The organism is Lentzea nigeriaca, assembly GCF_016907955.1.
In the GTDB taxonomy this organism is placed as follows: domain Bacteria; phylum Actinomycetota; class Actinomycetes; order Mycobacteriales; family Pseudonocardiaceae; genus Lentzea; species Lentzea nigeriaca.
The window spans coordinates 361757-385821 of sequence record NZ_JAFBCX010000006.1 but is presented as its reverse complement, the minus strand read 5'-3'; the positions used below and the strand labels follow the sequence as shown (position 1 = coordinate 385821).

26 protein-coding genes are annotated in these 24065 nt (G+C 68.6%); 15 read left to right on the top strand and 11 right to left on the bottom strand.

What is annotated here, in order from left to right; translation table 11 throughout:
- Positions 1-73 precede the first annotated feature (73 nt).
- Together JOD27_RS23170 and JOD27_RS23165 are read right to left on the bottom strand one after the other, a co-directional pair.
- Positions 74-1207 carry a hypothetical protein gene (locus JOD27_RS23170; RefSeq protein WP_307830284.1) on the bottom strand — a complete coding sequence of 378 codons (1134 nt, stop codon included), beginning with the start codon at positions 1205-1207 and terminating at the stop codon, positions 74-76.
- A gap of 92 nt (positions 1208-1299) precedes the next feature.
- Positions 1300-2097 (bottom strand): FadR/GntR family transcriptional regulator, encoded by a 798-nt coding sequence (locus tag JOD27_RS23165; RefSeq protein ID WP_204764341.1) that lies wholly within the window; start codon positions 2095-2097, stop codon positions 1300-1302.
- A 157-nt stretch (positions 2098-2254) separates the two neighbouring features.
- Here JOD27_RS23165 and JOD27_RS23160 point away from each other — a divergent pair, with 157 nt between their 5' ends.
- The 3 genes from JOD27_RS23160 (at position 2255) to JOD27_RS23150 (ending at position 4949) form a co-directional block, all read left to right on the top strand.
- Positions 2255-2407, top strand: coding sequence for a hypothetical protein (locus tag JOD27_RS23160; protein ID WP_170166570.1), 153 nt, complete (start codon positions 2255-2257; stop codon positions 2405-2407).
- A 189-nt stretch (positions 2408-2596) separates the two neighbouring features.
- A complete protein-coding gene (locus JOD27_RS23155) occupies positions 2597-3874 on the top strand; it encodes an aKG-HExxH-type peptide beta-hydroxylase (RefSeq protein ID WP_204764340.1) in 1278 nt (425 codons plus the stop codon).
- Between the two features lie 382 nt (positions 3875-4256).
- Positions 4257-4949, top strand: a complete 693-nt coding sequence (locus tag JOD27_RS23150) for an LPXTG cell wall anchor domain-containing protein (RefSeq protein WP_204764339.1) — start codon at positions 4257-4259, stop codon at positions 4947-4949.
- Here JOD27_RS23150 and JOD27_RS23145 read toward each other — a convergent pair.
- Together JOD27_RS23145 and JOD27_RS23140 are read right to left on the bottom strand one after the other, a co-directional pair.
- Entirely contained in the window at positions 4946-5749 is an 804-nt protein-coding gene (locus tag JOD27_RS23145; protein ID WP_204764338.1) for a phosphotransferase family protein, read from the bottom strand. The two genes, JOD27_RS23150 and JOD27_RS23145, sit on opposite strands and share 4 nt — an antisense overlap.
- 15 nt (positions 5750-5764) lie before the next feature.
- Positions 5765-6271, bottom strand: coding sequence for a DUF305 domain-containing protein (locus tag JOD27_RS23140; RefSeq protein ID WP_204764593.1), 507 nt, complete (start codon positions 6269-6271; stop codon positions 5765-5767).
- A 142-nt stretch (positions 6272-6413) separates the two neighbouring features.
- Between JOD27_RS23140 and ctaD the strand changes: the two genes are divergently transcribed.
- The 8 genes from ctaD (at position 6414) to JOD27_RS23100 (ending at position 13436) form a co-directional block, all read left to right on the top strand.
- A complete protein-coding gene (gene ctaD, locus JOD27_RS23135) occupies positions 6414-8201 on the top strand; it encodes an aa3-type cytochrome oxidase subunit I (protein WP_204764337.1) in 1788 nt (595 codons plus the stop codon).
- A gap of 82 nt (positions 8202-8283) precedes the next feature.
- A complete protein-coding gene (serB, locus tag JOD27_RS23130) occupies positions 8284-9498 on the top strand; it encodes a phosphoserine phosphatase SerB (RefSeq protein WP_204764336.1) in 1215 nt (404 codons plus the stop codon).
- The gene (locus JOD27_RS23125) at positions 9498-10175 is read left to right on the top strand and encodes a peptidyl-tRNA hydrolase (protein WP_204764592.1); all 678 of its coding nucleotides are present in this window, start codon (positions 9498-9500) and stop codon (positions 10173-10175) included. The genes serB and JOD27_RS23125 overlap by 1 nt, the downstream gene beginning before the upstream one ends.
- A 30-nt stretch (positions 10176-10205) precedes the next feature.
- Positions 10206-11585, top strand: a complete 1380-nt coding sequence (locus JOD27_RS23120) for a phospholipase D-like domain-containing protein (RefSeq protein ID WP_204764335.1) — start codon at positions 10206-10208, stop codon at positions 11583-11585.
- 22 nt (positions 11586-11607) lie between these two features.
- Complete coding sequence (locus tag JOD27_RS23115) at positions 11608-12180, top strand: bleomycin resistance protein (protein ID WP_204764334.1); 573 nt, start codon at positions 11608-11610, stop codon at positions 12178-12180.
- A gap of 9 nt (positions 12181-12189) precedes the next feature.
- Entirely contained in the window at positions 12190-12495 is a 306-nt protein-coding gene (locus tag JOD27_RS23110) for a helix-turn-helix transcriptional regulator (RefSeq protein ID WP_204764333.1), read from the top strand.
- A complete protein-coding gene (locus tag JOD27_RS23105; protein ID WP_204764332.1) occupies positions 12492-12791 on the top strand; it encodes a hypothetical protein in 300 nt (99 codons plus the stop codon). The genes JOD27_RS23110 and JOD27_RS23105 overlap by 4 nt, the downstream gene beginning before the upstream one ends.
- Before the next feature lie 48 nt (positions 12792-12839).
- Complete coding sequence (locus JOD27_RS23100; RefSeq protein ID WP_204764331.1) at positions 12840-13436, top strand: DUF8817 family protein; 597 nt, start codon at positions 12840-12842, stop codon at positions 13434-13436.
- Here JOD27_RS23100 and JOD27_RS23095 read toward each other — a convergent pair.
- The 5 genes from JOD27_RS23095 to xrtP form a co-directional block, all read right to left on the bottom strand.
- Positions 13405-15408 (bottom strand): ATP-dependent DNA helicase, encoded by a 2004-nt coding sequence (locus tag JOD27_RS23095; RefSeq protein WP_504739944.1) that lies wholly within the window; start codon positions 15406-15408, stop codon positions 13405-13407. The genes JOD27_RS23100 and JOD27_RS23095 overlap by 32 nt on opposite strands.
- Positions 15409-15460: 52 nt before the next feature.
- On the bottom strand, positions 15461-16246 hold the full coding sequence (locus tag JOD27_RS23090) for a TIGR04222 domain-containing membrane protein (RefSeq protein WP_204764330.1): 786 nt from the start codon (positions 16244-16246) through the stop codon (positions 15461-15463).
- Between the two features lie 72 nt (positions 16247-16318).
- Positions 16319-16894 (bottom strand): biotin transporter BioY, encoded by a 576-nt coding sequence (locus JOD27_RS23085; RefSeq protein ID WP_204764329.1) that lies wholly within the window; start codon positions 16892-16894, stop codon positions 16319-16321.
- An 88-nt stretch (positions 16895-16982) separates the two neighbouring features.
- Positions 16983-18347 carry an XrtP-associated glycosyltransferase gene (locus JOD27_RS23080; protein ID WP_504739943.1) on the bottom strand — a complete coding sequence of 455 codons (1365 nt, stop codon included), beginning with the start codon at positions 18345-18347 and terminating at the stop codon, positions 16983-16985.
- Entirely contained in the window at positions 18344-18862 is a 519-nt protein-coding gene (gene xrtP / locus JOD27_RS23075; RefSeq protein ID WP_307830283.1) for an exosortase P, read from the bottom strand. Before xrtP ends, JOD27_RS23080 begins: the two co-directional genes overlap by 4 nt.
- A 293-nt stretch (positions 18863-19155) precedes the next feature.
- Here xrtP and JOD27_RS23070 point away from each other — a divergent pair, with 293 nt between their 5' ends.
- From JOD27_RS23070 to JOD27_RS45145, 4 genes are all read left to right on the top strand, one after another.
- Entirely contained in the window at positions 19156-19950 is a 795-nt protein-coding gene (locus tag JOD27_RS23070) for a choice-of-anchor protein CoaP (RefSeq protein ID WP_204764327.1), read from the top strand.
- Positions 19951-19961: 11 nt separating this feature from the next.
- Positions 19962-20153: an LAXTG motif-containing small protein gene (locus tag JOD27_RS23065; RefSeq protein WP_204764326.1), complete on the top strand. Its 192-nt coding sequence runs from the start codon at positions 19962-19964 to the stop codon at positions 20151-20153.
- Positions 20154-20220: 67 nt separating this feature from the next.
- A complete protein-coding gene (wecB, locus tag JOD27_RS23060) occupies positions 20221-21393 on the top strand; it encodes a non-hydrolyzing UDP-N-acetylglucosamine 2-epimerase (RefSeq protein ID WP_204764325.1) in 1173 nt (390 codons plus the stop codon).
- 147 nt (positions 21394-21540) lie between these two features.
- Positions 21541-22197 carry a hypothetical protein gene (locus JOD27_RS45145; protein ID WP_239568282.1) on the top strand — a complete coding sequence of 219 codons (657 nt, stop codon included), beginning with the start codon at positions 21541-21543 and terminating at the stop codon, positions 22195-22197.
- Here the strand turns inward: JOD27_RS45145 and JOD27_RS23050 are convergent.
- Both JOD27_RS23050 and JOD27_RS23045 read right to left on the bottom strand, forming a co-directional pair.
- Positions 22194-22733: an isochorismatase family protein gene (locus JOD27_RS23050; protein ID WP_204764324.1), complete on the bottom strand. Its 540-nt coding sequence runs from the start codon at positions 22731-22733 to the stop codon at positions 22194-22196. The genes JOD27_RS45145 and JOD27_RS23050 overlap by 4 nt on opposite strands.
- A complete protein-coding gene (locus JOD27_RS23045) occupies positions 22730-24019 on the bottom strand; it encodes a nicotinate phosphoribosyltransferase (protein WP_204764323.1) in 1290 nt (429 codons plus the stop codon). Before JOD27_RS23045 ends, JOD27_RS23050 begins: the two co-directional genes overlap by 4 nt.
- Between the last annotated feature and the right edge of the window lie 46 nt (positions 24020-24065).

Here is a 24065-nt window from a genome sequence, read left to right as displayed (position 1 = left end):
GAGCGCCCGTGGCCTCAGCGCGAGCCGGTGGGCGAGGTCGACTGGTTTCGCCGCGCACCACAAGGTGGCACGGTCAATGCCGCGCTTCCCGCCACATCAGCGCCACGCCGTGCCCCGGAAGAAGCCACGACCGAACGGTGAGGTCGTCCAGGTCGTCCGCCTTCAGCCACTGCCCGGTCACCGTGTTGGAGCGGAACAGGAACGGCATGATGGAGAACTCGTGCCTGGGGGAGTGGTCGACCGTGAGTCCCCGCGCGTCGAAGTGAATCTGCTCCACATAGGACGGATATGGCGCCTGCCAGTAGCAGAAGCCCTCGTTGGTGCGCTGCAACATGCGTGACGTGACGGTGAGTCCCCGGATCGCGCTCACGAGGTGGTCCTCCGCGATGCCGCTGAGATCGCACTCGAAGATGCGCAGATCGCCGAGATGGTTGTGGGGGCTCAGTTTCGGCAGTGGTCCCATCCGCTCGCGGAAGAACGTCAGGTAGTTCGGCCACTGGTCGAACTTCACCTCGAGCGGCGGGATCTGGCTCGGTGCGGCGGAACGGCTGGTGCCGTCGTGGTCGATGTAGTCGATCGCGATTTGCGTCGAGTGCAGGACGTCGTCCACCGAGTCGAGGAACAGCGACGGATCGGTGATGTAGTAGAGCTCGAACAGCGGGTAGCGGCATGCCGCGCTGATGGTGTCACGCAACAACACGTTGCTGGTGACGAAGATGACGAACCTGTCGACCGGAACGCTGTGCCGGAACTGGTAGCTCTGCGTCGTGATCAGGTGGTAGGTCTTGGCGTTGATGCCCTGCAGCTCCAGCTTCACCGTCGTGTTCGTGCTGATCGTGAGGTCCTTGCCGTGCGGCCGCAGCCCGTTGCCGCCGAGCACCCCGGAGACGACGTCCTGGTTCGCCTCGTTCGACCCGTAGATCGACGACAGGAAGGTGCGCAGCACGTCGCTCGGCAGCAGGTGCTCGACGATGCTCGGGCCGGAGATCTGGCTCAGCTCGCTGATCAAACGGCGGTGCAGGAAGAGCTCGTACGCGCCCAGCAGGAAGCCGGCCAGAGCGGGCAGCGGCCAGATCACCACCAACACGTCGTGCCAGAGGTTGCGCGCACCGGGTTGCCAGAGAAAGGCGAGCGCGAGATCCGCGGCCGCGAGTGCGAGCAGCGCCAACGCGACGGCCAGCGCCTGCTTGTGCCTGCGCGCCGCCACCACCCCTCGCCCGCCCCCTCACTCCACCGCTCTGTCCATACATGGTGGGAGTGATGCCGGATGAGCGCCAGACCCTTTCGGCGGATGCCGTATCAGCTCTGGCGGCCCCAGATCGGGTTGTCCGTCACCCCCACGTAGGTGTTGAGCGTGGCTCTGGGGGCCGTTTCGTCGGTGGCGACGTCGTTGTAGAGGCCGAGCAGATGGGTGGTCATCGCGCTCTTCGCGCCCACCTCGTCGTGCCTGCGCAGGAACCAGACGACCTGCTCGTGCTCGTTCGCCGACCGGTTGTGCACTTCACGGGACGGGTGCGCGTGCCGCTTGCAGTCCTGCAGGCCCGGTACGAGTGCCTGGTACATCTGCTCCAGCAGCTCGTTGTGGGACGCGCGAATCAGCGCCGAGTGGAACTCCTCGTCCGACTCGACCACTTCCTGCATGTCCTCGACCGGGGCGCGCTGATACCGGCGGTTGAGCTTGGCCAGCTCGTCGAGCTCACCGTCGTCGGCTCGGACGGCGGCGAGACTCGCGGCCGTGGTCTCGAGCGCGATCCGGACTTCCAGCAGGTCGGTCTGGGAGAACTGGCGGGCGGCGAGCGTGCCTTCGAGGTGCTCCTCGACGGCGGCCAGATCGGTGCGCCGCACGTACCAGCCGAGTCCGCGGCGCACCTCGACGATGCCCTGGAGCTGAAGCCGCTGCAGCGCTGTACGCAGCGAGCTGCGCGCGACATCCAGTTTGCGGGCCAGTTCCGGCTCCGTGGGGAGGCGGTCTCCTGCTTTGAGGGTGCCGCCGATGATCTGCTCACGGAGCTTCTGCTCGATCAGCTCCGGCAGAGGCCGTCGCGAATCAGGCGAGAGCGACCAGCTCTCGCCGAGATGTGCGTCGTCGGCGGGCATTGGTCCAGTTTAGGCCTGTTGCCTGTCAGTTGCAACTTGTCTGGCAACCTGGCGACCGTTGACAGACAACCTACAACGCGAGATCCTTTGAGCAGGCGAGACGCCCCGGACCGCCCACACCGGGGAGCACGTACTCGCTCGTCGGGAGGGAATCGAGATGTCCGCAGGGAGTGCACTCGGAATAGCCGCCGCCGTAGCAGTCGCCGTCACCGCCATCGGCTGGCGCACCGTGCTCACGATGATCGCCGTCTCGGTCGTCGCGCTGGCCGTCGTCGGCTTCGTGAACGTCACCAGCATCATGTTCGGCTGATGAGAACCAGCTGATCCCGGTGCCCCGGCCGGCGTCGCAGGACGCGGGCCGGGGCACCGGTCTTTCTAGGGGGATCCCGCTGTTGTGCATGTCACGATGTGCCGTACGCTTGCGCGCCATCAGGGGCGCCGCCGATGTGGTGGAGTCCGTGACTCCTTGGCGTCGGGGGACGTGAGTACGGGGTCTTCGGTGGTTGGTTCGCCTGTTGCGAGCACGCACGCACTCCATGCGGCGATCGCTCCTGCGGCCGCGTTGGTCGATGAGCGCCGTGCGCTCTACCGGCTCGCGGTCGACCTGTTCGCGCCCGGTGCCGAGTTGTCCGACAACCTCGCCGACCACCCGATCGTTCGCTATGAGATCGGCCGGGCTCTGGCAGGGCACGGTGGTCTGGATCTGGCCCGGTTGACCGAAGTCGCGGCGATGCGCGTACGTGACGTGGGTGTCGCCGTCGTCTCGGACCCGGCTGGGGCCGAGCTGCTGGAAGCGCCGTTGCGCATCGTGGCTCCGCCCGGTGCGAGTCCTCAGCCCCTGACAGAGGCGGACGGGGACAGGTTCGACACCGTTCTGGCGATCGTGGCCGACGGCGTCCGGCTCTTCCGGGAACTCGCACCCGAGATGGCAGAGGACCTCCTGGCGCATGTGTCCGCTCTGGCGGTGCTCAAGCGGGAGACGTCCGGAGGTGTCGTATCGGCGTCGTCACGCTATGTCCCCGGCATCGTCCTCATCGACGAGCCCTCGCTGCCGATCGAAGTGGCTGAGGCGCTCGTCCACGAAGGCGCGCATGAAAAGTTCTTCGACCTGGCCATCACGAAAGAATTTCTTGACGCAAGGGCCGACGGCGCGGATTATTTCGAGAACTCGTGGTCTCATGCTCGATGGCCACTGGAACAGACCTTCGCGGCGTGGCATGCCTACAGCTGCCTTGCGCAGTTCAACTTTTCAATTGGTGCCGAACAACTCGGCCCGGATTCCCTGCTTCCGAAGGCTCGTGAACGGGCGAACGAGATCGGTGACTGGCTACTCGCCCATGAGGGTGTCCTGCGCGCGGACTCGCGCCGCCTTTTGCATGGCCTGACCGGTGAACGTACTGGTCAGGGCGGTGATGGGGTCGCTGTGCGCTCCGAAGTGGACTGTGCGACCCTTTGCGCAGAGATTCGTGAAGACGGCCATTTCCGCGTGTTGTCAGACGTGCGCATCCGGCGTGCGAACACAGGACGCGCGGTGGTGGGCAGGGTGGCTGAGCCGCCCGCTCTCTATTGGCTCGATGGCGATGCGAGCTGGCTTGTAGGACAACTCAACGGCGAAAACCCAACATCGTTCGAGTTGTTGCTGTCGCGAGCAACCGAGGAATGGCACGTTTCCTCGGAGCTCGCGGCGCGACGCCTGAGATCCTCACTTGGCTCTCTTGTGTCGTCCGCGCTCATCGAGTCGACACCCGTGAGCACCAACTCCGAGAAGGAACGATGACCACCCCGAACCAACCACTTCGCCGGCCGCAGGCTCCTCAGAGTGCGGGCGTCACGCTTCCCCATCTCCCGGCAGGGGCCGGTCCGGTGATCGGACAACCAGTCAATTCGGTCGACTGGTTCAGGCGCATGCCGACCGGTGGTGGCACCGTGTTCCTGCGACCTGCCGAGGTCGAGCAGAACGACTGACCATCGTTCACGCTGTGTAACTGAAGGGGCCGGTTCGCCGGCCCCTTCGGCGTTCGGTCGTTCGGGCACGCGACTTCACAGCCGTATAACAAGTAGGCCACAGGGCGTACCGAGAGTGCCTCATACACCCGTTAGGGGGACGTCGATGGTCTTAGATCTCGGCATCCCGCCGAACCCCTTAACGGAGTATCACGATGCGCCTCACGCCTCTGAGAAGATCCGGCCTGCTCGCTTCCGCCGCCGTGGCCGCTGTGGCTTCGCTCGCCCTGGTGAGCACCGCTGCCGCCCAGGACGGGCCGACCACGAACGACGAGCGCGCGACTCCGTTCACCAAGAACGTCGACATCAACCACCCCGAGGCGTGCACGGTGGGTGGGCTGACCGGGAAGACGATTCACCCGAACGAGTTCACGTACAGCGGCGGGGACAACCAGCAGTACCTGAACATCACCGGGGTGCCCGCCGGCAAGACGATCACCGGTGTGGTCGTCAAGGGTGGGCCCAACTTCAACGTCTACCTCGTCAAGGACCTCGGTCCGCTGCCGTGGGACAAGCTGCGCTCGCCGTTCAACGGTGGTGACCAGCTGCCGCAGATCAGCCACTGGTACGGCTGCGGCATCGACAAGGAGACGACGACCACCACCACGACGACCACGACGACGACCAAGACCACCACCTCGTCGTCCACGACGACCAGCCCCACCGAGACGACCACGTCGTCTTCGCAGGTCGCGGCTACCACGACGACGACCACGGCCGCGGTCGCGGCGGCGAACGCCGACCTGGCCTCGACCGGGTTCGGGTCCGCCTGGCTGGTCGGGCTCGGTGCGGCGCTGCTCGCCGCCGGTGCCGCGGTGCTGCTGGTGCTGCGCAGGCGCCGCGCCTAACTCCGCTCCATCAGCACGCCCCAGAGCGTGCCGAAGTTGACGCGGGTTTCGACGTGGTACTCCACGTCTTCAGGAGCCGCCCCGCCGCCGTAGATCTCCACGGCGCGCCGGGCGGCTTCCGCGCCTTTGGCGCCGGCCAGGCAGGCCAGGTCCCAGGCCACGGGGCCGCGCCAGGTGTCCTCGAAGTCGTTCCACACCGGGCCTGACGGCGTCATCAGCACGTTGCCGTAGTGCGAGTCGCCGTGCAGCGGCTGGACGTCGTTGTAGTGCGCGTCCCACCGGGTCAGCAGCTCGGCGTGGCGTTCGCGGAACGGCTCCAGGTCGGGCACGCCGAGGCCCTCCAGGTACGCGAGCGTGTTCTCGACGTCGTCCAGAGGGCCTCGTACGGGCAGGTCGCCCTCGTACAGCCGTAGCTCGGCATGGAGATCGGGCAGCAGCTTGAGCACGTCCGGCCGGGTCAGCTCCAGCGACGGGTCGTGCGGGACGTAGGTGCTGAACGTGAGCACGAAGCCGTCCACGACATGAGGCCCGGCGGGAAGCTCATCGGACGGCGTCACGACGGGGACGCCGCGCGAGGCCAGGAACGCCGACACGGAGAGATCGCGCGCCATGTGGCCGGCCACGGCCGGGCGCACCAGGGCGGTGCGGGAGGCGATTCGGGCCACGACCGGAGCCGGGTGCAGGTGCACGAGGACGTTGCTGCCGTCTTTCAGGACGACAGGGTCGGCGCAAACCACGCCGTGAGCGGCCGCCACGGACACGGCGGACACGGCGGCCTGTACGGCTGACGAGGTGCTCACGGCGAAAGGCTGGCATCAGCCCTGCGGCAGGAGCGACTCCATTTCCGCGATCTCCTTCTCCTGGAGGCTGATCACGTCCTGGGCCAGCTTGCGCGTCTCCGGGTCGGTGCCCGCGGAGAGGTGCTTGCGCGCCATCTCCACGGCGCCGCGGTGGTGCTGGATCATCAGCGAGAGCCACTGGCGGTCGAACTCGACGCCGTCGAGGTCCGTGAGGTTGCCCAGGTCGACCATGCCGTGCGTGTCGGAGTGGCCGTGTGACGAATGGCTCTCCGCCTTGACGGGAGCGCCCCAGGTCTTCAGCCAGCCGTTCATGCGGTCGATCTCGGGCCGCTGTGCCTTCGAGATGCGCGACGCCAGGTCGATCACGTGCGGGTTCTCGGTGCGGGAGGCGACCAGGCCGCTCATCTCCAGAGCCTGCTCGTGGTGCGGGACCATGCCCTGGGCGAACGCTACGTCCGCCGAGTTGTGCGTGGCGGGACTGCCGCAGGCGGACAGCAACAGGACACAAGCGACAGCGAGCATTCGGAGCACGGCGGCAGGATACGTGTGACCTGCGCTACGCCGCTGGCCACCGGCCATGGCCCACCCGAATGGAGCTGATCGGCTCCGTCTAATATCCGGTGAGTTTCCCGAACGACTGGTCCCACCAAGGCCTGGAGGCACCGTGACGGCCGTAGCCCCGCAGCCGATCGCAACGCGTCCTTATCCGACGCGCACTGCGGTCAAGGGGTCCTTCCTGCTGCGGATGTTCCGCACCACGGACCACAAGCAAATCGGCATCATGTACCTGGTCACCTCGTTCGCCTTCTTCATGGTCGGCGGCGCGATGGCCATGCTGATGCGGACCGAGCTGGCCCGGCCTGGCATGCAGTTCCTGAGCCAGGAGCAGTTCAACCAGCTGTTCACGATGCACGGCACCGTGATGCTGCTGCTGTACGCGACGCCGATCGTCTTCGGCTTCGCGAACTTCGTGCTCCCGCTGCAGATCGGCTCGCCCGACGTGGCGTTCCCGCGGCTCAACGCGTTCTCGTACTGGCTGTACCTCTTCGGCGGCCTGATCGTGATGGCGGGCTTCATCACCCCCGGTGGTGCGGCTGACTTCGGCTGGTTCGCCTACACGCCGCTGAGCAACGCCATCCACTCGCCGGGCGTCGGCGCCGACCTGTGGATCTCCGGCCTGGTGGTCGGTGGTCTCGGCACCATCCTCGGCGCGGTCAACATGATCACCACCGTGGTCTGCCTGCGCGCTCCCGGCATGACGATGTTCCGGATGCCGATCTTCACCTGGAACATCCTGGTGACGTCGGTGCTGGTGCTGCTCGCGTTCCCGATCCTCACCGCGGCGCTGCTCGGCCTGCTCGCCGACCGCCACCTCGGTGCCCACGTGTTCGACCCCGCCAACGGCGGCGTGATCCTGTGGCAGCACCTCTTCTGGTTCTTCGGGCACCCCGAGGTCTACATCGTCGCGCTGCCGTTCTTCGGCATCGTGTCGGAGATCTTCCCGGTGTTCAGCCGCAAGCCGATCTTCGGTTACAACGGCCTGGTCTACGCGACGCTCGGCATCGCGGCCCTGTCCGTCGCCGTGTGGGCGCACCACATGTACGCGACCGGCGCGGTGCTGCTGCCGTTCTTCGCCTTCATGACGTTCCTCATCGCTGTCCCGACCGGTGTGAAGTTCTTCAACTGGATCGGCACGATGTGGAAGGGCCAGCTGACGTTCGAGACGCCGATGCTGTTCTCGATCGGCTTCATCGTCACGTTCCTCTTCGGTGGCCTCTCCGGCATCCTGCTGGCCGCGCCCGCGATCGACTTCCACGTGTCCGACACGTACTTCGTCGTCGCGCACTTCCACTACGTGCTCTACGGCACGATCGTGTTCGCGACCTTCGCCGGTATCTACTTCTGGTTCCCGAAGATCACCGGCCGGTTCCTCGACGAGCCGCTCGGCAAGCTGCACTTCTGGACGACGTTCCTCGGCTTCCACGGCACGTTCCTCGTCCAGCACTGGCTGGGCAACGAGGGCATGCCGCGCCGGTACGCCGACTACCTCGCCTCCGACGGCTTCACGACGCTGAACATGATCTCGACGATCGGTGCCTACATCCTGGGCGCGTCGACGCTGCCGTTCATCTGGAACATCTTCCGCAGCTACCGCTTCGGCGAGCTCGTCACGGCCGACGACCCGTGGGGCTACGGCAACTCGCTCGAGTGGGCCACGTCCTCCCCGCCGCCGCGGCACAACTTCACCGAGCTGCCCCGGATCCGTTCGGAGCGCCCGGCGTTCGAGCTGCACTACCCGCACATGGTCGAGCGCATCCGCAACGAGGGTCACGTGACCTTCACCGGCAAGGCGGTCGCCCACAAGGACGCGAAGCCCGCTCCGTCGGAGCTCGCGGGTGCGGCCATCCAGTCCGGTACGGCCTCCGAGAAGTCGGAGTCGGACCACAAGTAACCTGCCAGTAACAGGTTCAACGACGAGCCCCGGCTGCCTTCACGCGGTCGGGGCTCTTCGCGTCTTACGAGGAGACGACGACGTGAAAACGCCCGTGCTCATCACCGTGACCGGCCCGGACAAGCCCGGCGTCTCCTCCGTGCTGTTCGCCGTGCTGACCAGGCACGGAGTCGAGGTGCTCGACGTGGAGCAGGTGGTGATCCGGGGCAGGCTGGTGCTCGGCGCGCTGGTCTCGACCGACCACGACCCGGAGGGCCTGCAGGAGTCCGTCGAGCAGGCCATGGCCACCGTCTCGATGCACGTGGAGATCGAGATCGGCGCCGACTCGAGGCGCACCGCGCGCCTGGAGTCGTCGCACGTGCTGATCGTGCTGGGCCGCCCGGTGACGGCGAAGGCGTTCACCGAGGTCGCTCGCCGGCTGGCGTCGCTCGGCGTGAACATCGACGCGATCCGCGGCGTCGCCGATTACCCCGTCACGGGTCTTGAACTGCGTGTTTCCGTCGCCGACGACACGTTGGAGAACGACGCGGAGCTGCGGTCCGCGCTCGCGGACGTGTCGGTGCGGGTGGGTCTCGACATCGCGGTCGAACGGGCGGGCCTCACGCGGCGGGCGAAGCGCCTGGTCGTGTTCGACGTCGACTCCACGCTCATCCAGGGCGAGGTGATCGAGATGCTGGCCGCGCACGTCGGATGCGAGGAGCAGGTGCGCGAGATCACCGACGCGGCGATGCGCGGTGAGCTCGACTTCGCCGAGTCGCTGCGCCGCCGGGTCGCGTTGCTGGAGGGCCTCGACGAGAAGGTGCTGGACGAGGTCGCGGCGTCGCTGGAGCTCACGCCCGGTGCCCGCACGACGATCCGGACGCTCAAGCGCCTCGGTTTCTACTGCGGTGTCGTGTCCGGCGGCTTCACGTCGGTGATCACGGGCCTCGCCGACGAGCTCCAGCTGGACTTCTGCGCGGCGAACACGCTGGAGGTCGTGGACGGCAAGCTGACCGGGCGCGTGGTCGGCGAAATCATCGACCGGCCGGGCAAGGCGATCGCGCTGCGCCGCTTCGCCGAGGAGGTCGGCGTGTCGCTCGCGCAGTGCGTGGCGGTCGGTGACGGCGCGAACGACATCGACATGCTCAGCGCGGCGGGCCTCGGCATCGCGTTCAACGCCAAGCCGGCGCTGCGTGAGGTGGCCGACACCGCGCTGTCGCACCCGTTCCTCGACGCCGTGCTGTTCATCCTCGGCGTGACGAGGGCCGAGGTGGAGGCCGCGGACGCCGCGGACGGCCTGGAGCTGACCCGGCCGTGATGATCCTCGACCTGATCGCCTCCCGGAACTACGCCGAGGAGTCGGAAGTCCGCGCGATGCCGATGGTGCTGCGCATCGAACGGGTCGACCCGCCCTCCCGGACGGCGTTGCTCGAAGCCGCGGCCGCGTCGGCGGTCGCGGTGTGCCTCGACCCGCGGGCCGACGTCGGCGGCGAGTGGCACGAGGCCGTGCGCGCGTGGGTGGCCGGGCGGATCCGCAAGGTGTCGCGGCGGGCCCGTGGCGTGCAGTGGGACGCCGTGCAGGAGCTGCCGGGCGTGACGATCACCGTGGACGGCGCGTCGGTCCGCTCACTGCTGCCGGTGTTGGTGTCCGAGACGCCGCGTGAGGTCGCGAAGCTGCAGATCTCCGGTTCCGACCTGCCCGTGGACGAGCCGGGGCCGGTGCCGGAGGGTGCGCGGCTGCTGTACGTGAACCCGCGCGTCGAGATGTCCGCCGGCAAGCTCGCGGCTCAGGTGGGACACGCGTCGATGCTGCTGGCGCCGCGGCTGTCCGAGGCCGAGCTGAAGGCGTGGGCGTCGCTCGACTACCGGTGTGCCGTGCGGACACCGTCCGTGGCGGAGTGGGACTCGTTGGTGCACAGCGGAGATGTGGTCGCGGTGCGGGACGCGGGCTTCACGGAGGTCGAGCCGGGCACGACCACGGTGCTGGCTGTTTGAGATCGGTCTAATCGGGTAAATCCGCCTCTCGTGGGCTTACTCGACGTGCTCGACGCGCGGCTCGGTGACGGGCTGGAGAACGTGCTGTGCTCCCATCACGCCAGGAGACTCCGGCGGCTGGGCTGGGGAGACGTGCTGGACGGCGAGGGCGCGGGGTGGTTCACCCCGCGCCGACCCGTCCTGCACGGCAACAAGTTCGAGGTTCTCGTCGACGGTGCCACGGCGTTTCCCGTTGTGGCGGAAGCGATCGAGAACGCGCAGAAGTACATCCACATCGCGAACTGGCACGCCTCGCCGGACTTCCAGCTGACCCGCGAGCCGGGTGCGCCGCAGCTGCGCGAGCTGCTTTCGGCTGCCGCGGAACGGGTTCCGGTGCGTGTGCTGCTGTGGGCGGGCCCGCCCATCCCGTTCTTCGAGCCGACTCGCAAACGGGCGGCGGCGGCCAAGAAGGCCTTCCTGGAGTGCGGTGCGGTCCGGTGTGAGCTGGACGCCCGCGAACGCACGCTGCACTGCCACCACGAGAAGATCGTGATCGTCGACGACGTGGCGTTCGTCGGCGGCCTCGACATGACGGCGGTGGAGGGCGACCGCCACGACTCGCCGGAACATCCGCCGCGTGACCTCGGCTGGCACGACCACATCGCCAGGATCGAGGGACCGGCGGTGGCCGAGGTGGCCGCCCACTTCGCCGCGCGGTGGCTGGAGATCGCGGGGGAGACCCTGCCCGCGCCCGAGGTGCCGCCCGAGGCCGGGTCGTCGTCCGTGCAGCTGGTGCGGACCATCCCGGAACGGACCTACAGCTTCGCGCCCCGCGGGGACTTCAGCCTGCTCGACTCGTACCTGCGGGCGCTGCGGTCGGCCACGTCGTTGATCTACCTGGAGAACCAGTTCCTGTGGTCGCCCGAGATCACCGAGGTGCTGATCGACAAGCTGCGGAACCCGCCGACGCGTGAGTTCCGGATGGTGCTGCTGCTGCCGCAGAAGCCCAGCAACGGCGCCGACACCACGCGCGGGCAGCTCGGCCGGTTGATCGACGCCGACCCCGACGGGCGGCTGGTCGCCGCGACCCTGGTCGCCCACGGCGACGCGCCGGTCTACATCCACGCCAAGCTGTCCATTGTGGACGACCGGTGGCTCTCGGTCGGGTCGGCGAACCTCAACGAGCACTCGTTGTTCAACGACACCGAGGTCAACGTGGTGACCGACGACCCGGAGGTGGCGCGGTCGACCCGCCTGCGGCTGTGGGCCGAGCACCTGGACGCGGACGTCTCGGGCCCGATCGACGACGTGGTGGACAAGATCTGGCGGCCCGCGCTGAAGGGGCCCTCGCGGGTGATGGAGCTGCCGGGGGTGTCGCGGCGGGCGGGAAGACTGCAAGGACCGTTACGCGGATTGCTGGTCGACGGCTGATCTCTGGGGCTAGTTTGGCGACGTGGCCAACGAGGTGACGATCCCGCTGCTGCCGTGCGCCTCCATCGACGAGGTCGCCGAGTTCTACGTCATGCTCGGGTTCACCGTCACGTATCGGCAGCACCGGCCCAACGCGTACCTCTCGGTGCGGCGCGAGGAGGTCAACCTCCACTTCTTCGGCATCCCCGGCTACGAGCCCGAACGCTCGTACAGCTCCTGCCTGATCCAGGTCGACGACCCGCGTGAGCTGTACGAGGCCTTCGCGTCGGGCATGCGGGTGGTGTACGGGAAGGTGCTGGTGGCGGGCATTCCGCGGATGACGCGGCCGCGGCGGGACGGGTTCCTCGTGGTCGATCCCGGTGGCAACTGGATCCGGGTGGTGCCTGCCGTGCGGGAACGGGAGCCCGCGCGGAACGGGCTCACGCGGGCGTTGCGGAACGCGGTCACGTTGGCCGGGTCGCACGGGGCCGAGCGGCAGGCGTTGAAGATCCTCGAAGGGGCGCTGGCGCGGGAGGTGCACGCTTCGGAGGAGGAGCGGGCGTCGGCGCTGGAGTTCCGTGACGAGCTGCTTGAACGCCTTAATCTACATAGGTAGTATTGCGGTGTGGAACCACTGCAACGCATCGGCAAGGCCACCGTCGACGTGCTCGAGGTGCTGCTCGGCACCGACGAGCCGCGCTGGGGGCTGGAGATCATCAAGCTGACCGGGCGGCCGTCGGGCAGCGTTTATCCGTTGCTGGACAGGCTGGAGCGGGCCGGCTGGGTCACGTCGTCGTGGGACGACGACGCGGAACGGCGTGGGCCGCGGCGGCGGATGTACCGGCTGACGGCCGACGGGGCCGCTGAAGCTCGGAAAGTCGTCGCGCGGGCTGCTCCGGCGCCGCGGTTCGTGCCCAGGGCCGCGCAGTGAAGGCGGCGTTGTTGTTGGTGCGGTTCGCGGCGGCGGTCGTTGGTGATGAGCGTTATCGCGAGCAGTGGGAAGCGGATGTTGTCGGGGCGCGCGAACTCGGCATGTCGCCGTTGGGTGTGGCGTTCGGGGCTTTGCGCGCTGTGATGGTCATGCCGTCGAAAGGGGTTGCCGTGGCTGGGATCGGTCCGTTGGGCATCGCGTTGAAGCACGCGCGGACATCGCGCGGGCGGGTGCTCGCGATCGCTGTGGTGTCGGCGTTGTTGTTGCTGGGCGGGATCGTGATGCTGTTCGCTTGAGCAAATTGCTCGGTGTCGTTTCGGCGGGGGCGGGCTTAGCTTCGGGCGGTGGCGAACGAACTGACCATTCCGCTCCTGCCCTGTCCTTCCATCGACGAGATCGCGTCGTTCTACGAGATGCTCGGCTTCTCGGTCACCTATCGGCAGACGCGGCCGAACCCGTACGTCGCGGTCCGGCGTGAAGACATCAATCTGCACTTCTTCGGGATGAACGACTTCGATCCCGAACAGTCATACGGCACGTGCCTCGTCATCGTGGCGGACACCGGTCCGTTGTACGAGGCGTTCGCGGCGGGAATGCGTGCTGTGCACGGGAAAGTGCTCGTCTCCGGCATTCCGCGGATGACTCGGCCGCGGGTGCGCAACGACCGGTACACCGGCTTCTCCGTCGTTGATCCGGGCGGCAACTGGATCCGGATCAACAAGGCCGCCACGGAACCCGAGGCGCAGAGCAAACTCGCCAAGGCCATGGAGAACGCCGCCCGGCAGGCTGACGCGCGCGGTGACGAGCGTCAGGCGTTGAAGATCCTGGAAGGCGCGCTGAAGAAGGCGGTCGGCGACGAACCGGAGTTCCAGGCGGCTCAGGAGTTCCGCGACGAGCTGGTCGAACGGATCAGCGGGTCTGGGCCGCGTCCAGGCGCTTGAGCGCGGCGCGCACCACCTCGGGGTCGTAGGTCGTCCAGAACGGGGGGAGTGAGGCGCGCAGGAAGCCGCCGTAGCGGGCCGTGGCCAGCCTGGGATCCAGGATGGCCACCACGCCCTTGTCCGACATCGACCGCAGCAACCGGCCAGCGCCCTGGGCGAGCAACAGTGCCGCGTGGGTCGCCGCGACCGTCAGGAAGCCGTTGCCCCCGCGGGAGTTGACGGCTTTCTGACGGGCGGAGGCCAATGGGTCGTCCGGGCGGGGGAACGGGATCCTGTCCATGATCACGAGCTGCAGCGAGGGGCCGGGCACGTCGACGCCCTGCCACAGCGACAGCGTGCCGAACAGGCACGTGCGCTCGTCCTCGGAGAACTTCTTGACCAGCAGGCCCGTCGCGTCGTCGCCCTGACACAAGATCGGGTAGTCGAGCTTGTCCCGCAACGCGTCCGTGGCCGCCTTGGCCGCGCGCGTCGACGAGAACAGGCCGAGCGCCCTGCCACCGGCCGCGTTGACCAGGCCCTCGATCTCGTCGAGGTACTCCGGCGGCAGCCCGTCACGGCCCGGCTGCGGCAGATGCCTTGCCACGTAGAGGATTCCGCTCGACGAGTGCTGGAACGGCGAACCCACGTCGAGGCCTGTCCACTTCGGACCGTCGATGTCCTTGTCCGTCGCCGCGCCCTCGATCTTGCGCACCTGCTCCGACGGCGGCAGGCCCCACTGGCGTGCCATCGTGTCGAACGCGCCGCCCAGCGTGAGCGTCGCGGACGTCAGCACCGTGGTGCGTTTGGCGAAGAGCCGTTCCCGCAGCAGCCCGCCCACGCCCAGCGGTGCGACCCGCAGCACGGGCGCCTTCTGCTGGAAGTCGCCCGACACCCACACGACGTCGTGCTCCTCGTCGAACGCCTCGAGGATCCGCACCGCGCAGTCGTGCACCTCTTCGAGCAACGACAGCGCGAGCTTGCGCGCCGTCGCCCCCTCCACGTCCTCCTTGCGCTCCGGCCCCATCGCCGACACGCAGTTGTGCGCCGCGTCGCGCGTGGCCGCCAGCGCACCGGCCAGCGCGCGCGGCAGCGCGTCGAGCCGGCCGGACGGCATGTCCTCGAGGATCATCGCCAGCCCGTCGCTGGCCTCGGCCAGCCGGTCCGCGACGTCCTGGTCGATCAACCGCCCGCACCGGCGCGCGGCCATCGCGACGGACGCCCCGCTCAGCTCCTCCGTCGCCACCGACGTGACGCGGTCGACCAGGTCGTGCGCCTCGTCGATCACCACCACGTCGTGGTCCGGCAGGACCTGATAGCCCTCCAACGCGTCGATGGCGAGCATCGCGTGGTTCGTCACCACGATGTCCGCCTTGCCCGCCTGCGCCCGCGCCCGTTCGGCGAAGCAGTCGGCGCCGATCGGGCACTTCGACACGCCGAGGCACTCGCGCGCGGTGACCGACACCTGCCGCCACGCCTGCTCGCTGACGCCGGGCACCAGCTCGTCGCGATCACCGGTCTCGGTGTCCGACGACCACTCGTGCAGCCGCTTCACCTCACGCCCGAGCCGTGACACCGCGAACGGGTCGAACAGCCCGGCTTCCTCCGGCTCGTCCGGCGCGCCGTTGTGCACGCGGTGCATGCACAGGTAGTTCCTGCGGCCCTTGAGGATCGCGAACGTCGGCTCGCGGCCGAGATCCTTCTTCAGCGCCTTCGCGAGACGCGGCAGATCCCGGTCGACCAGCTGCCGCTGCAGGGCGATCGTGGCCGTGGAGACCACCACCGTCTCCTCCTCGGCCACGGCGTGCCTGATCGACGGCACCAGATACGCGAGCGACTTGCCCGTGCCCGTGCCCGCCTGCACCGCGAGGTGCTCGCCCGTGCGGATCGAGCGGTCGACGGCCTCGGCCATCTCCACCTGGCCGGGGCGCTCAGCGCCACCGACGGCGCTCACGGCGGTTTCCAGCAGGCTCAGGGTGGGGGGAACTTCAGGCACGAGACAGACCGTACCCGGCAGGTCCGACAGTCCCCGTCAGGCGTGGCGGACTTCAGTCGCCGCCACCGCCGCACCCGCCACCGCAGCCTCCGCCACAGCCGCCGTCACCACCACAGGAGCTCGACGAACAACCGCCGCCGCAGCTGCTGCCCGACGACGTGTCACGGGTGGGCAGCATCTCCACCATCGCGGGCGTCAGTCCGATCAGCCCGGCCACCGCGACCCCGCCGATCTTGCCGCGCAACCCCAGGACCGCGACCGCGTGCGACGGGTCCTGCGGGGAGACGTGCCGGCCGGCCCGCTTCACCGCCAGGTAGCCGGCCCTCGTCCGCAACCTCCCTGGATCACGCAGCCGCAGCACCGAGGCCCAGATGATCAGCAGCGGCCCGCCGACGAAGAACGCCCAGGGCGGGACTCCGTCGAACCGCGGCACGGCCGCCGGCAGGGGCTCCATGACCTCCGGGAACACCACGACGGCGAACCCCAGCAGCGAAATGCCCGCACCCAGCAACGACAGCCACGGATACAGCCGGGGCCGGAACGAACGCCGGCGCCTCAGCAGCCCGCGGTCGGCCAGGTGGGACCGCAGGCCCTCGGCCTCCGGCGACGCCGCCGCCTCCCGCAGCACGTCGTGCAGGTACCTGCCCACGAGGGTGCTGTTCAGAATCCGTGCCTCCAAAGGGGAAACACGGCCGGGGTTGCGGTGGACGGCGGTCACCAGGCCCTCGCGGGAGATCCGGACCAGACCGGCCTGCAGCAGCCTGGCCAGCGCGACCTCGGCGGCACGGGCTGGGCCGCCCGCCAGGCAGCCCAGCTCTTCCGGGGTGTGCGTCGTCACGCGGATTACTCGGCCGCGGACCTCACGTCGTTACGCCGCTCGACGAGGGCGGAACAACTTCCGGGGCGTGACTCACTTCAGGCGATTGACGAGAGCCCAGGCGGTGGGCAGCACGCCCGCCGCCAGGGCGATCTTCACGGCGTCACCGATCAGGAACGGCAGCACACCGACGCTGACCGCCTTGCCGAGGCCCATGCCGGTGGCGGCCATCAGCCACGGCACGCCGACGCTGTAGATCACCAGGTTGCCCAGCACCATGGTGCCGACCGTGCGCAACGGCGTGCGGTCGCCACCGTGCTTGGCCAGCGCGCCGACGAGCGCACCGGCGAACACGAAGCCGACGACGTAACCGAGCGACACCGGGGCGCCCGACGAACCGCCCTGGAACCACGGCACGCCCGCGACTCCGGCGATCAGGTAGAGGAGCATCGACGTCGCGCCGCGCTGCCAGCCGAGGGCGGCTCCGACCAGGAGAGCGGCGAAGGTCTGGCCGGTCAGCGGCACGGGGCTGCCGGGAATCGGCAGCGCCACCTGGGCGGCGAGGCCGGTGAACGCGGCGCCGGCCAGCACCAGGGTCAGGTCGCGGACGAGTGCGCCCGGCACGAAGTCGGCGAGCACGGTGCGACGGGGCGCGAGTGCGAGCGTCATTTTCCCTCCCTGGCGGAATAGGCGAGTGAACTGAGGTTAACCAGGGCGGCTCGGGAACGTCTTTGTCCGATGTCCACAAAGTGACAGGTCACACATCAACAGCGACGAGACCTCGTTCGGTGTTACGGCGGGTCTTCGTCCAGCCGTTGTGCCCGCGCACCAACCGGATCAGCGCGCGCCACGACGTGACGTAGAAGGTGTAGATGTACAGCGCGTAGCCGAGCCCGTACCCGATGGATTTCCAGAAGCTCACGGGCTCGCACCGCGCGCGGTACACCGGGCCCCACAACACGAACGGCAACAGTCCGAACGCGCCGTACACGGTGAACAGGACCCACGCGCCGTCGAAGAACCATGCCACGACCTCGCTGGGCGACACCACGAACCGGTAGGCCATGAGAGCCATCGGGATCGGGTAGATCAGGGTGCCGAGCAACTGCATCCACGGTTGCGCGAGGTAGTACATCATCTCGGCGGCTCCCAGCGTCGTCAGGTGCTCGGAGTCCCAGATCCGGCGCAGGTAGCGCATGCACTGCATGGTTCCCTGGCCCCAGCGCGTGCGTTGCGCGAGGAAGCGCCGCAACGAGTACAGCGCTTCCTGGTTCACGTGCGTGTCCAGCGAGAACCCGGTGTGCCAGCCCGCGGTCAGCAGGTGCACGCCGAGCTCGAAGTCCTCCAGCAACGACCCGCGCCACGGGCTGCCGGTCGGCCCGGCGATCGAGTCCAAAGCCGACAGACGGGTGAACTGGCCGTTGCCGCCCATGGAGATCGTGCCGGTGGCGCCGCGCGACATCTGGATCGCCGCGATGGCGGTGCGGAACTCCAGGTCCTGCATCCGCACGAGCCCGGCACCGAACGTCCTGCGCCACCACGACACCCCCGGCTGCCGCCGGCCCGCGTTGATCATCCGCACGTCCACCTGCACGGCACCGATGCGCGGATTGCCGAAAAGATGCTGTGCCGCACAGACTTCCAGACAGTTCGGTGCCGGGCGGCCGTCCGCGTCGACCACCACGACGATCGCGCGGTCCGTGTCCGCGCGGCGGCCCATCCACAGCTTCAGCGTGCGGTAGGCGTCGTTCAGCGCGTTGCCCTTGCCGGTGCGGGCATACGGACGTTGGCGCTGCACGAGGTGGATGTGCGGGTCCCGAATGCCGCCGTTGCGCTTCAACGTCCGCACGACGTCGGCGGTGCGGTCGTCGGAGTCGTCGTCGATGACCCACACGTGCGCGATGGGGAACGTCTCGCGCAGATACCTGATCGTGTCGCCGATGACGGCCTCCTCGTCGCGACACGGCACGAAGAAGTGCCACTCCAACGACTCCGGCACGCCGACGGGCGCGGGTTTGCGCCGCAGGTACGGCACCACGATCACGAACACGTACGTCACGAAGGCGACGCTCATCGTCAGAGCGAGCGCCTGCGTGAACCCGAGGACGAGGTCGAGGTTCACTTGCGGGTGGCCAGCCAGACGAACGCGACCAGCGCCGCCGCGCCACCGAAGACGCTCACCATCGAGCCGAGCAGCGTGTGGCCCCAGTGGTAGCCGGTGTCGACGCCCAGCCAGCTCACGAGGCCCATCAGCGTGAGCACGCGGAACTGGTTGACGATCACGACCGCCAGCGCCGCGACGCCCAGCGCGACCAGCACGCGGTGCTGGATGCGCGGGCGCAGCGCGATCATCACGGCGCCCACCACGATCAGTGGCAGCACCAGGAACGCCGAGGTGCACTCCGGTGTCATCCGCAGGCCCAGCGGGGTGTCCGAGCCCAGTCCGAAGTAGACGGTCTGGCGGTCGGGGACCACGTCCACACCGTACGAGCTGATGACGCTGAGGATCGCGCCGGACAGCGAGATCTCCGCCGTCCGGTACAGGCGGTGTGCGAACACGAGTCCCGCGGCGAGAGCGAGCAGGACGACCACCGTCACCCGGCTCGGGAATGCGGTGCGGCGCACGGCAAGCGTCACCCGAGGATCCTTTCCACCGATGAGGGAGCGCCCAGACGGGCTACTTGACGTTCCATCGGTCGACGCAACGTCAGCCCTCATCCCCGGATCGAGTGACGCCGTGACCGGAAATTGATCAAAAAATCCACGATGAGTGGCGCTCGTTGGGCGAGTTGGGTGGTCGTGTCGCCCGATACGGGGAGTAACCCTCAGTTCCCCCGAAAGAAAGCCGATGCCGGTAATTGCCCCCGGAAAGCGTGAACCAGCTTGGGTCGAACGCGCCCTGGGGCCGGAGGAATAACGGAAGGAGTTTCATGCGTGTCCGAATGACGGCGCTGGCCGGAGTCGTTGCGATCGCGGCGCTCTTGACCGGTGCCGCACCAGCTTCGGCCGCTCCGGGGGACGCCTCGGCCTACGGTGCGAAGCTCAACGTGACGCTGCTCGGCAACCCCGCGGTCGACGCGGAACCGTTCGCCGCCGCCAACGCGAACGGGCCGACGCAGAACACGTTCGTCGGCGTCGACCTCACCGGGATCCTGAAGACCGGTGTCGTCAACGCCTCCGCGTCGCGGGACGACAAGTCCGGTGGCGTGTACTCGCGGGCGAGCACCGCGGACGTCCGGGTCGACCTGCTCTCCAAGGTCACCGGCGAGATCTCCGCCGAGCTGGTCGAGGCGGAGTGCCAGGCGACCCAGAAAGGTCTGGCCGGCAAGTCCAAGCTCGCGGGCGTCAACCTCGGCAAGCTCGGCCAGGACGGTGCAGCATCAATTGGGCACGACCCCGCGAGCAACACCGTGCTCGACGTGCAGCTGGCCGGGATCAAGATCGCCGAAGTGATCTTCAACGAGCAGATCAAGAACGACGACGGCCGCCTGACGGTCAACGCGATCCACATCAAGCTGCTGCAGGGCAAGCTCGGCAGCATCGGCACCGGCGACGTGATCATCTCGTCCGCCACGTGCGGTCCCGCGGGCCTGCCCATCCCGATGGCGTCGGGTGCGGGCCTGTGGATCGGCCTCGGCCTGCTCGGTGTCGTCGCTGCTCCGGTCGCCTTCGTGGCGCTGCGCCGCCGCGCGTCGTGCAGCGTCCGATCTTTCGGGCAGGCCTAGAGGAGCGGCGGATGTACAAGGTCCCCGGTACCGGCATCGGTGTCGGCACGGGCGTCGGAGCCCTCGCGGTCACCGGCGCGGACGTGACGTGGTGGATCGTCGCGGGTTTCGTGCTCTTGCTCGCCGGTGCGTTCCTCCTGCACAGCACTCGTGAGAAGCGCCGTGCGGTCCCCGTCGAAACCAGACCGAACCGAGCCGGCTGACACGGTCCGCCTTGGGTTGCCCCCGCCCCTGGGCGGACCACCTCGTCTCCGGAGAAAGAGGACAACGGTGAGCAAAGAAGTTCTGCTGGTGGCGGGAACGCGGCCAGAAGCCGTGAAGATCGCCCCCGTCGCGATCGCGTTGAGGGGGCACCCCGGCCTCCGTCCCACGATCGTCCACAGCGGACAGCACTCCGGCATGGTCGAGCAGGCGCTGGGCGCGTTCGACCTGGTGCCCGACGTTCGGCTGGACGTGCCCAGGGTCGACGGGACCCAGGCCGAGCTGGTCTCCCGGTTGTTACCCGAGTTCGACGCCGTGCTCGCCGAACGCGAGCCCGCGGTCGCGCTCGTGCAGGGCGACACCACCACGACGCTGGCCGCGGCGCTCGCCTCGTTCTGGCGCGGAATCCCCGTGGCACACCTCGAAGCAGGCCTGCGCACCGGCGACCTCTACGGCCCGTTTCCCGAGGAGGGGAACCGGCAGATGATCTCCCGCATCACCTCGCTCCACCTCGCGCCGACCGACGACGCCGCCAACGCCCTGAACACGGAATCCCTGCCGGACAGCCACATCGTCGTCACCGGCAACACCGTCGTGGACGCCGTGCAGCGCGTCGCGGCGGCTGATCTCCCGCCGTCGAGCCCTGATCTCGTTGCCCTGGAACGCACCCTGGACGCCACCGGCGGCAGGCTCATGCTCGTCACGGTGCACCGCCGCGAGTCGTGGGGCCGCCCGCTGATGCGCGTGCTCAACGCCGTGCGCTCCATCGCCGACCGCCACCCCGACGTGCACGTGCTGATCCCCGCGCACCCGAACCCCGGTGTGCGGGAACAGGTCGTGTCGCTGCTGGGCGGCCACGAGCGCGTCGTCATCACCGACCCGCTGGACTACCCGGACCTGGTGCGGGTGCTGCGCCGCGCGGCCCTCGTGCTGACCGACTCCGGTGGCATCCAGGAGGAAGCGCCCACCTTCGGCGTGCCGGTGCTGGTGCTGCGCGAGACCACCGAACGCATGCTCGCCGTCGACGCCGGGTGCGCCTGGCTCGTCGGCACGGATACCACCCGCATCCTCGCCGAAGCGGGATGGGTGCTCGGCTCCCGGCTGCGGCTTCCCCTGGGGCGCAACCCGTTCGGCGACGGGCGTGCCGCCGTGCGGGTGTGTACCGCGCTGGAGAGGTTGGCGGGCCTGCCGACTGCTTTGCCGCGCCGGGAGCCGTTCGCCACGTTGGTGGGCGTGCGGTGAATTCTCGTCGCTGATAGTTCGCCTATCACTCGGTCGTGTAATTGCGAATTCACGAACGGGTGACATGGGGTGTTGAGCTGCTTTCAGAATCGTGAAACACAACCATCATCGGGCGGAAACAACAGAGCCAAGGGGAGAAGGCGAACAGTGCACAAGAGTTTGATCGCGGGAGCCGTGATCGCCGTGGCCGTGGCGAGCGCGTCCCCCGCGCTCGCGAGCAACCCGCCCGGCTCCGCGTCCGCCGGTTCCGCCGACTTCGCCAAGGCGGACCAGACGTTCAAGGTCGAGCCGCTCGCCGTGTGCGACGTGAACCCGGACCAGGCGGGCACCGTCACCGGGGCCAGCCCCGCCGTGAGCAGGAACGGGCTCAAGATCGGTGAGACGTCGTCGACGTGCACGACCGAGGTCGTGAACCCGGACGAGTTCATCACCAAGACGCGTTCCGTGGCCACCGGCAAGGGGTTCGAGCTGTCCACGCTCGTCGGAGCCACGGGGCCGCGGCTCAAGATCGGCGAGTGGAAGATCACCTGCGAGGCCACGCAGGAGGGCACGTCCGCGGGCTGGGAGCTCAAGGGCATGTCCGGCTGGACCGGGCTGCCGCAGCAGATCCCGTCCGGCTACGTGCACGAGATCAAGGCGAGCAACGGAACCGTGCTCGCCAAGGCCAAGTTCACCGACACGGTGTTCCCCGTGCCGAACGACGGCAGCCTCAGCATGACGTTGCTGAAGATCACGTTCGAGCCGCCGTCCGGCCACACCGGAAGCATCACCGTCGGCACGACGGCCTGCACACCGACGCCTTAGACCACAGCGACACCCGCGGCGCGCAGCTCGGTCAGGGCGGCGTCGCGGGTGTTCTCCGCGACAGCCGCCGTGAGGTCGACGAGGACCGTCGTGTGGAAGCCGTTGCGCCGGGCGTCCAGGGCCGTCGCGCGGACGCAGTGGTCGGTCGCGATGCCGACGACGTCCACCTCGGTCACGCCCTTGTCCGCGAGCCATCCCGCGAGGTCGTTCTCCGCCTCGAAACCCGAGTAGGCGGCGGCGAACCGGCCCTTCGAGAACACCTGCTCGACGGCCGACACGTCGAGCTCCGGGTGGAACGACGCACCGGGCGTCCCTGCGACGCAGTGCGCGGGCCACGTCGACACGAAGTCCGGTTCCGCGGCGAAGTGCGAGCCCGGATCCACGTGGTAGTCGCGCGTCGCCACGACATGGTCGTACGACGACGAGGCGATGTGCCGCGAGATGGCCGCCGCGACGGCCGCGCCACCGGCCACGGCCAGCGAACCGCCCTCGCAGAAGTCGTTCTGCACGTCGACGACGATCAACGCCTTGGTCATCGGGACTCCTCCAGGTAGACCGTCGGGATCGCGGGCTCGCCGCGGGAGAGCTTGAGGCCTTCCCACGGCACGCTCACCAGCGCCGCGCGCAGACGTTCGCGGCTCTGCTCCAGGGTGGGGACGTCGGGCACGATCTGTCCAGCGCGCATCAGCGGGATCTGCACGAGCCGGTCGTACGGGCCGAGCTCCGGTTCGGCAGAGGCCTGGAACACGACCTCTTCCAGTGCGGTACCGGTGTCCTTGTGGCGCCGCAACGCCTTCTTCCAGCCACCGCGCGACTGCTTGGACGTGCTGCGCTTCTCGACGTGCCTGCCGTCGACCTCGACGAGCTTGTAGACCATGCCCGCCGTCGGAGCGCCGGAACCGGTCACGACCGACGTGCCCACGCCGTAGGCGTCCACGGGCTCGGCGCGCAGTGCGGCGATCGAGTACTCGTCCAGGTCGCCGGAGACGACGATCCGGGTGTTGCGCGCGCCCAGCGAGTCGAGCTGGTCGCGTGCCTGCCTGGCCAGCACACCGAGGTCGCCAGAGTCGATCCGGATCGCGCCGAGATCAGGGCCGGCGACCGCGACGGCCGACTTGATTCCCTCGGTGATGTCGTAGGTGTCGACGAGCAACGTCGTGCCGGCACCCAAAGCCTCGATCTGGCTGCGGAACGCCTCTTCCTCACTGTCGTGCAGCAACGTGAACGCGTGCGCGCACGTGCCCGCCGTCGGAATGCCGTGGCGGCGGCCAGCTTCGAGGTTCGACGTCGCGGTGAAACCGGCCAAATAAGACGCACGGGCACATGCGACGGCGGCTTCCTCGTGCGTGCGGCGCGACCCCATCTCGATCATGCGGCGGCCGTTCGCCGCGGTGACCATGCGGGCGGCGGCGGACGCGATCGCGCTGTCGTGGTTGAGGATCGAGAGCGCGAGCGTCTCCAGCACGACCGCCTCGGCGAACGAGCCCCTGACCGTCAGCACCGGCGAACCGGGGAAGTAGAGCTCGCCCTCCGGGTAGCCGTCGATCTCACCGGAGAACCGGTAGTTCGCGAGCCATTCCAGAGTCGAGTCGTCGACCACGGCGTTGCGGCGCAGCTGGTCGATCTCCTCCTCGCCGAAGCGGAAGTTCTCGATCGCGTCCAGCAGGCGGTTCACCCCGGCGACGACGCCGTAGCGGCGGCCGTCCGGGAGCCTGCGGGCGAAGACCTCGAACACGCACGGACGGTCACCGGTGCCGTCACGCAGCGCGGCCGCGAGCATGGTCAGCTCGTAGTGGTCGGTCAGCAACGCCGTCGAGTTCATGGTCGCCAACCCTAAGGTCGCAGGTGGTTTACCCGCACGCGGTCTC

Coding starts and splice junctions, on each gene's coding strand:
- JOD27_RS23065 (WP_204764326.1), top strand. CDS start 19,962: ATGTACAAGGTCCCCGGTACCGGCATCGGTGTCGGCACGGGCGTCGGA.
- JOD27_RS23165 (WP_204764341.1), bottom strand. CDS start 2,097: ATGCCCGCCGACGACGCACATCTCGGCGAGAGCTGGTCGCTCTCGCCT.
- JOD27_RS23045 (WP_204764323.1), bottom strand. CDS start 24,019: ATGAACTCGACGGCGTTGCTGACCGACCACTACGAGCTGACCATGCTC.
- JOD27_RS23050 (WP_204764324.1), bottom strand. CDS start 22,733: ATGACCAAGGCGTTGATCGTCGTCGACGTGCAGAACGACTTCTGCGAG.
- JOD27_RS23160 (WP_170166570.1), top strand. CDS start 2,255: ATGTCCGCAGGGAGTGCACTCGGAATAGCCGCCGCCGTAGCAGTCGCC.
- JOD27_RS23070 (WP_204764327.1), top strand. CDS start 19,156: ATGCGTGTCCGAATGACGGCGCTGGCCGGAGTCGTTGCGATCGCGGCG.
- JOD27_RS23085 (WP_204764329.1), bottom strand. CDS start 16,894: ATGACGCTCGCACTCGCGCCCCGTCGCACCGTGCTCGCCGACTTCGTG.
- JOD27_RS23150 (WP_204764339.1), top strand. CDS start 4,257: ATGCGCCTCACGCCTCTGAGAAGATCCGGCCTGCTCGCTTCCGCCGCC.
- JOD27_RS23140 (WP_204764593.1), bottom strand. CDS start 6,271: ATGCTCGCTGTCGCTTGTGTCCTGTTGCTGTCCGCCTGCGGCAGTCCC.
- JOD27_RS23125 (WP_204764592.1), top strand. CDS start 9,498: ATGATCCTCGACCTGATCGCCTCCCGGAACTACGCCGAGGAGTCGGAA.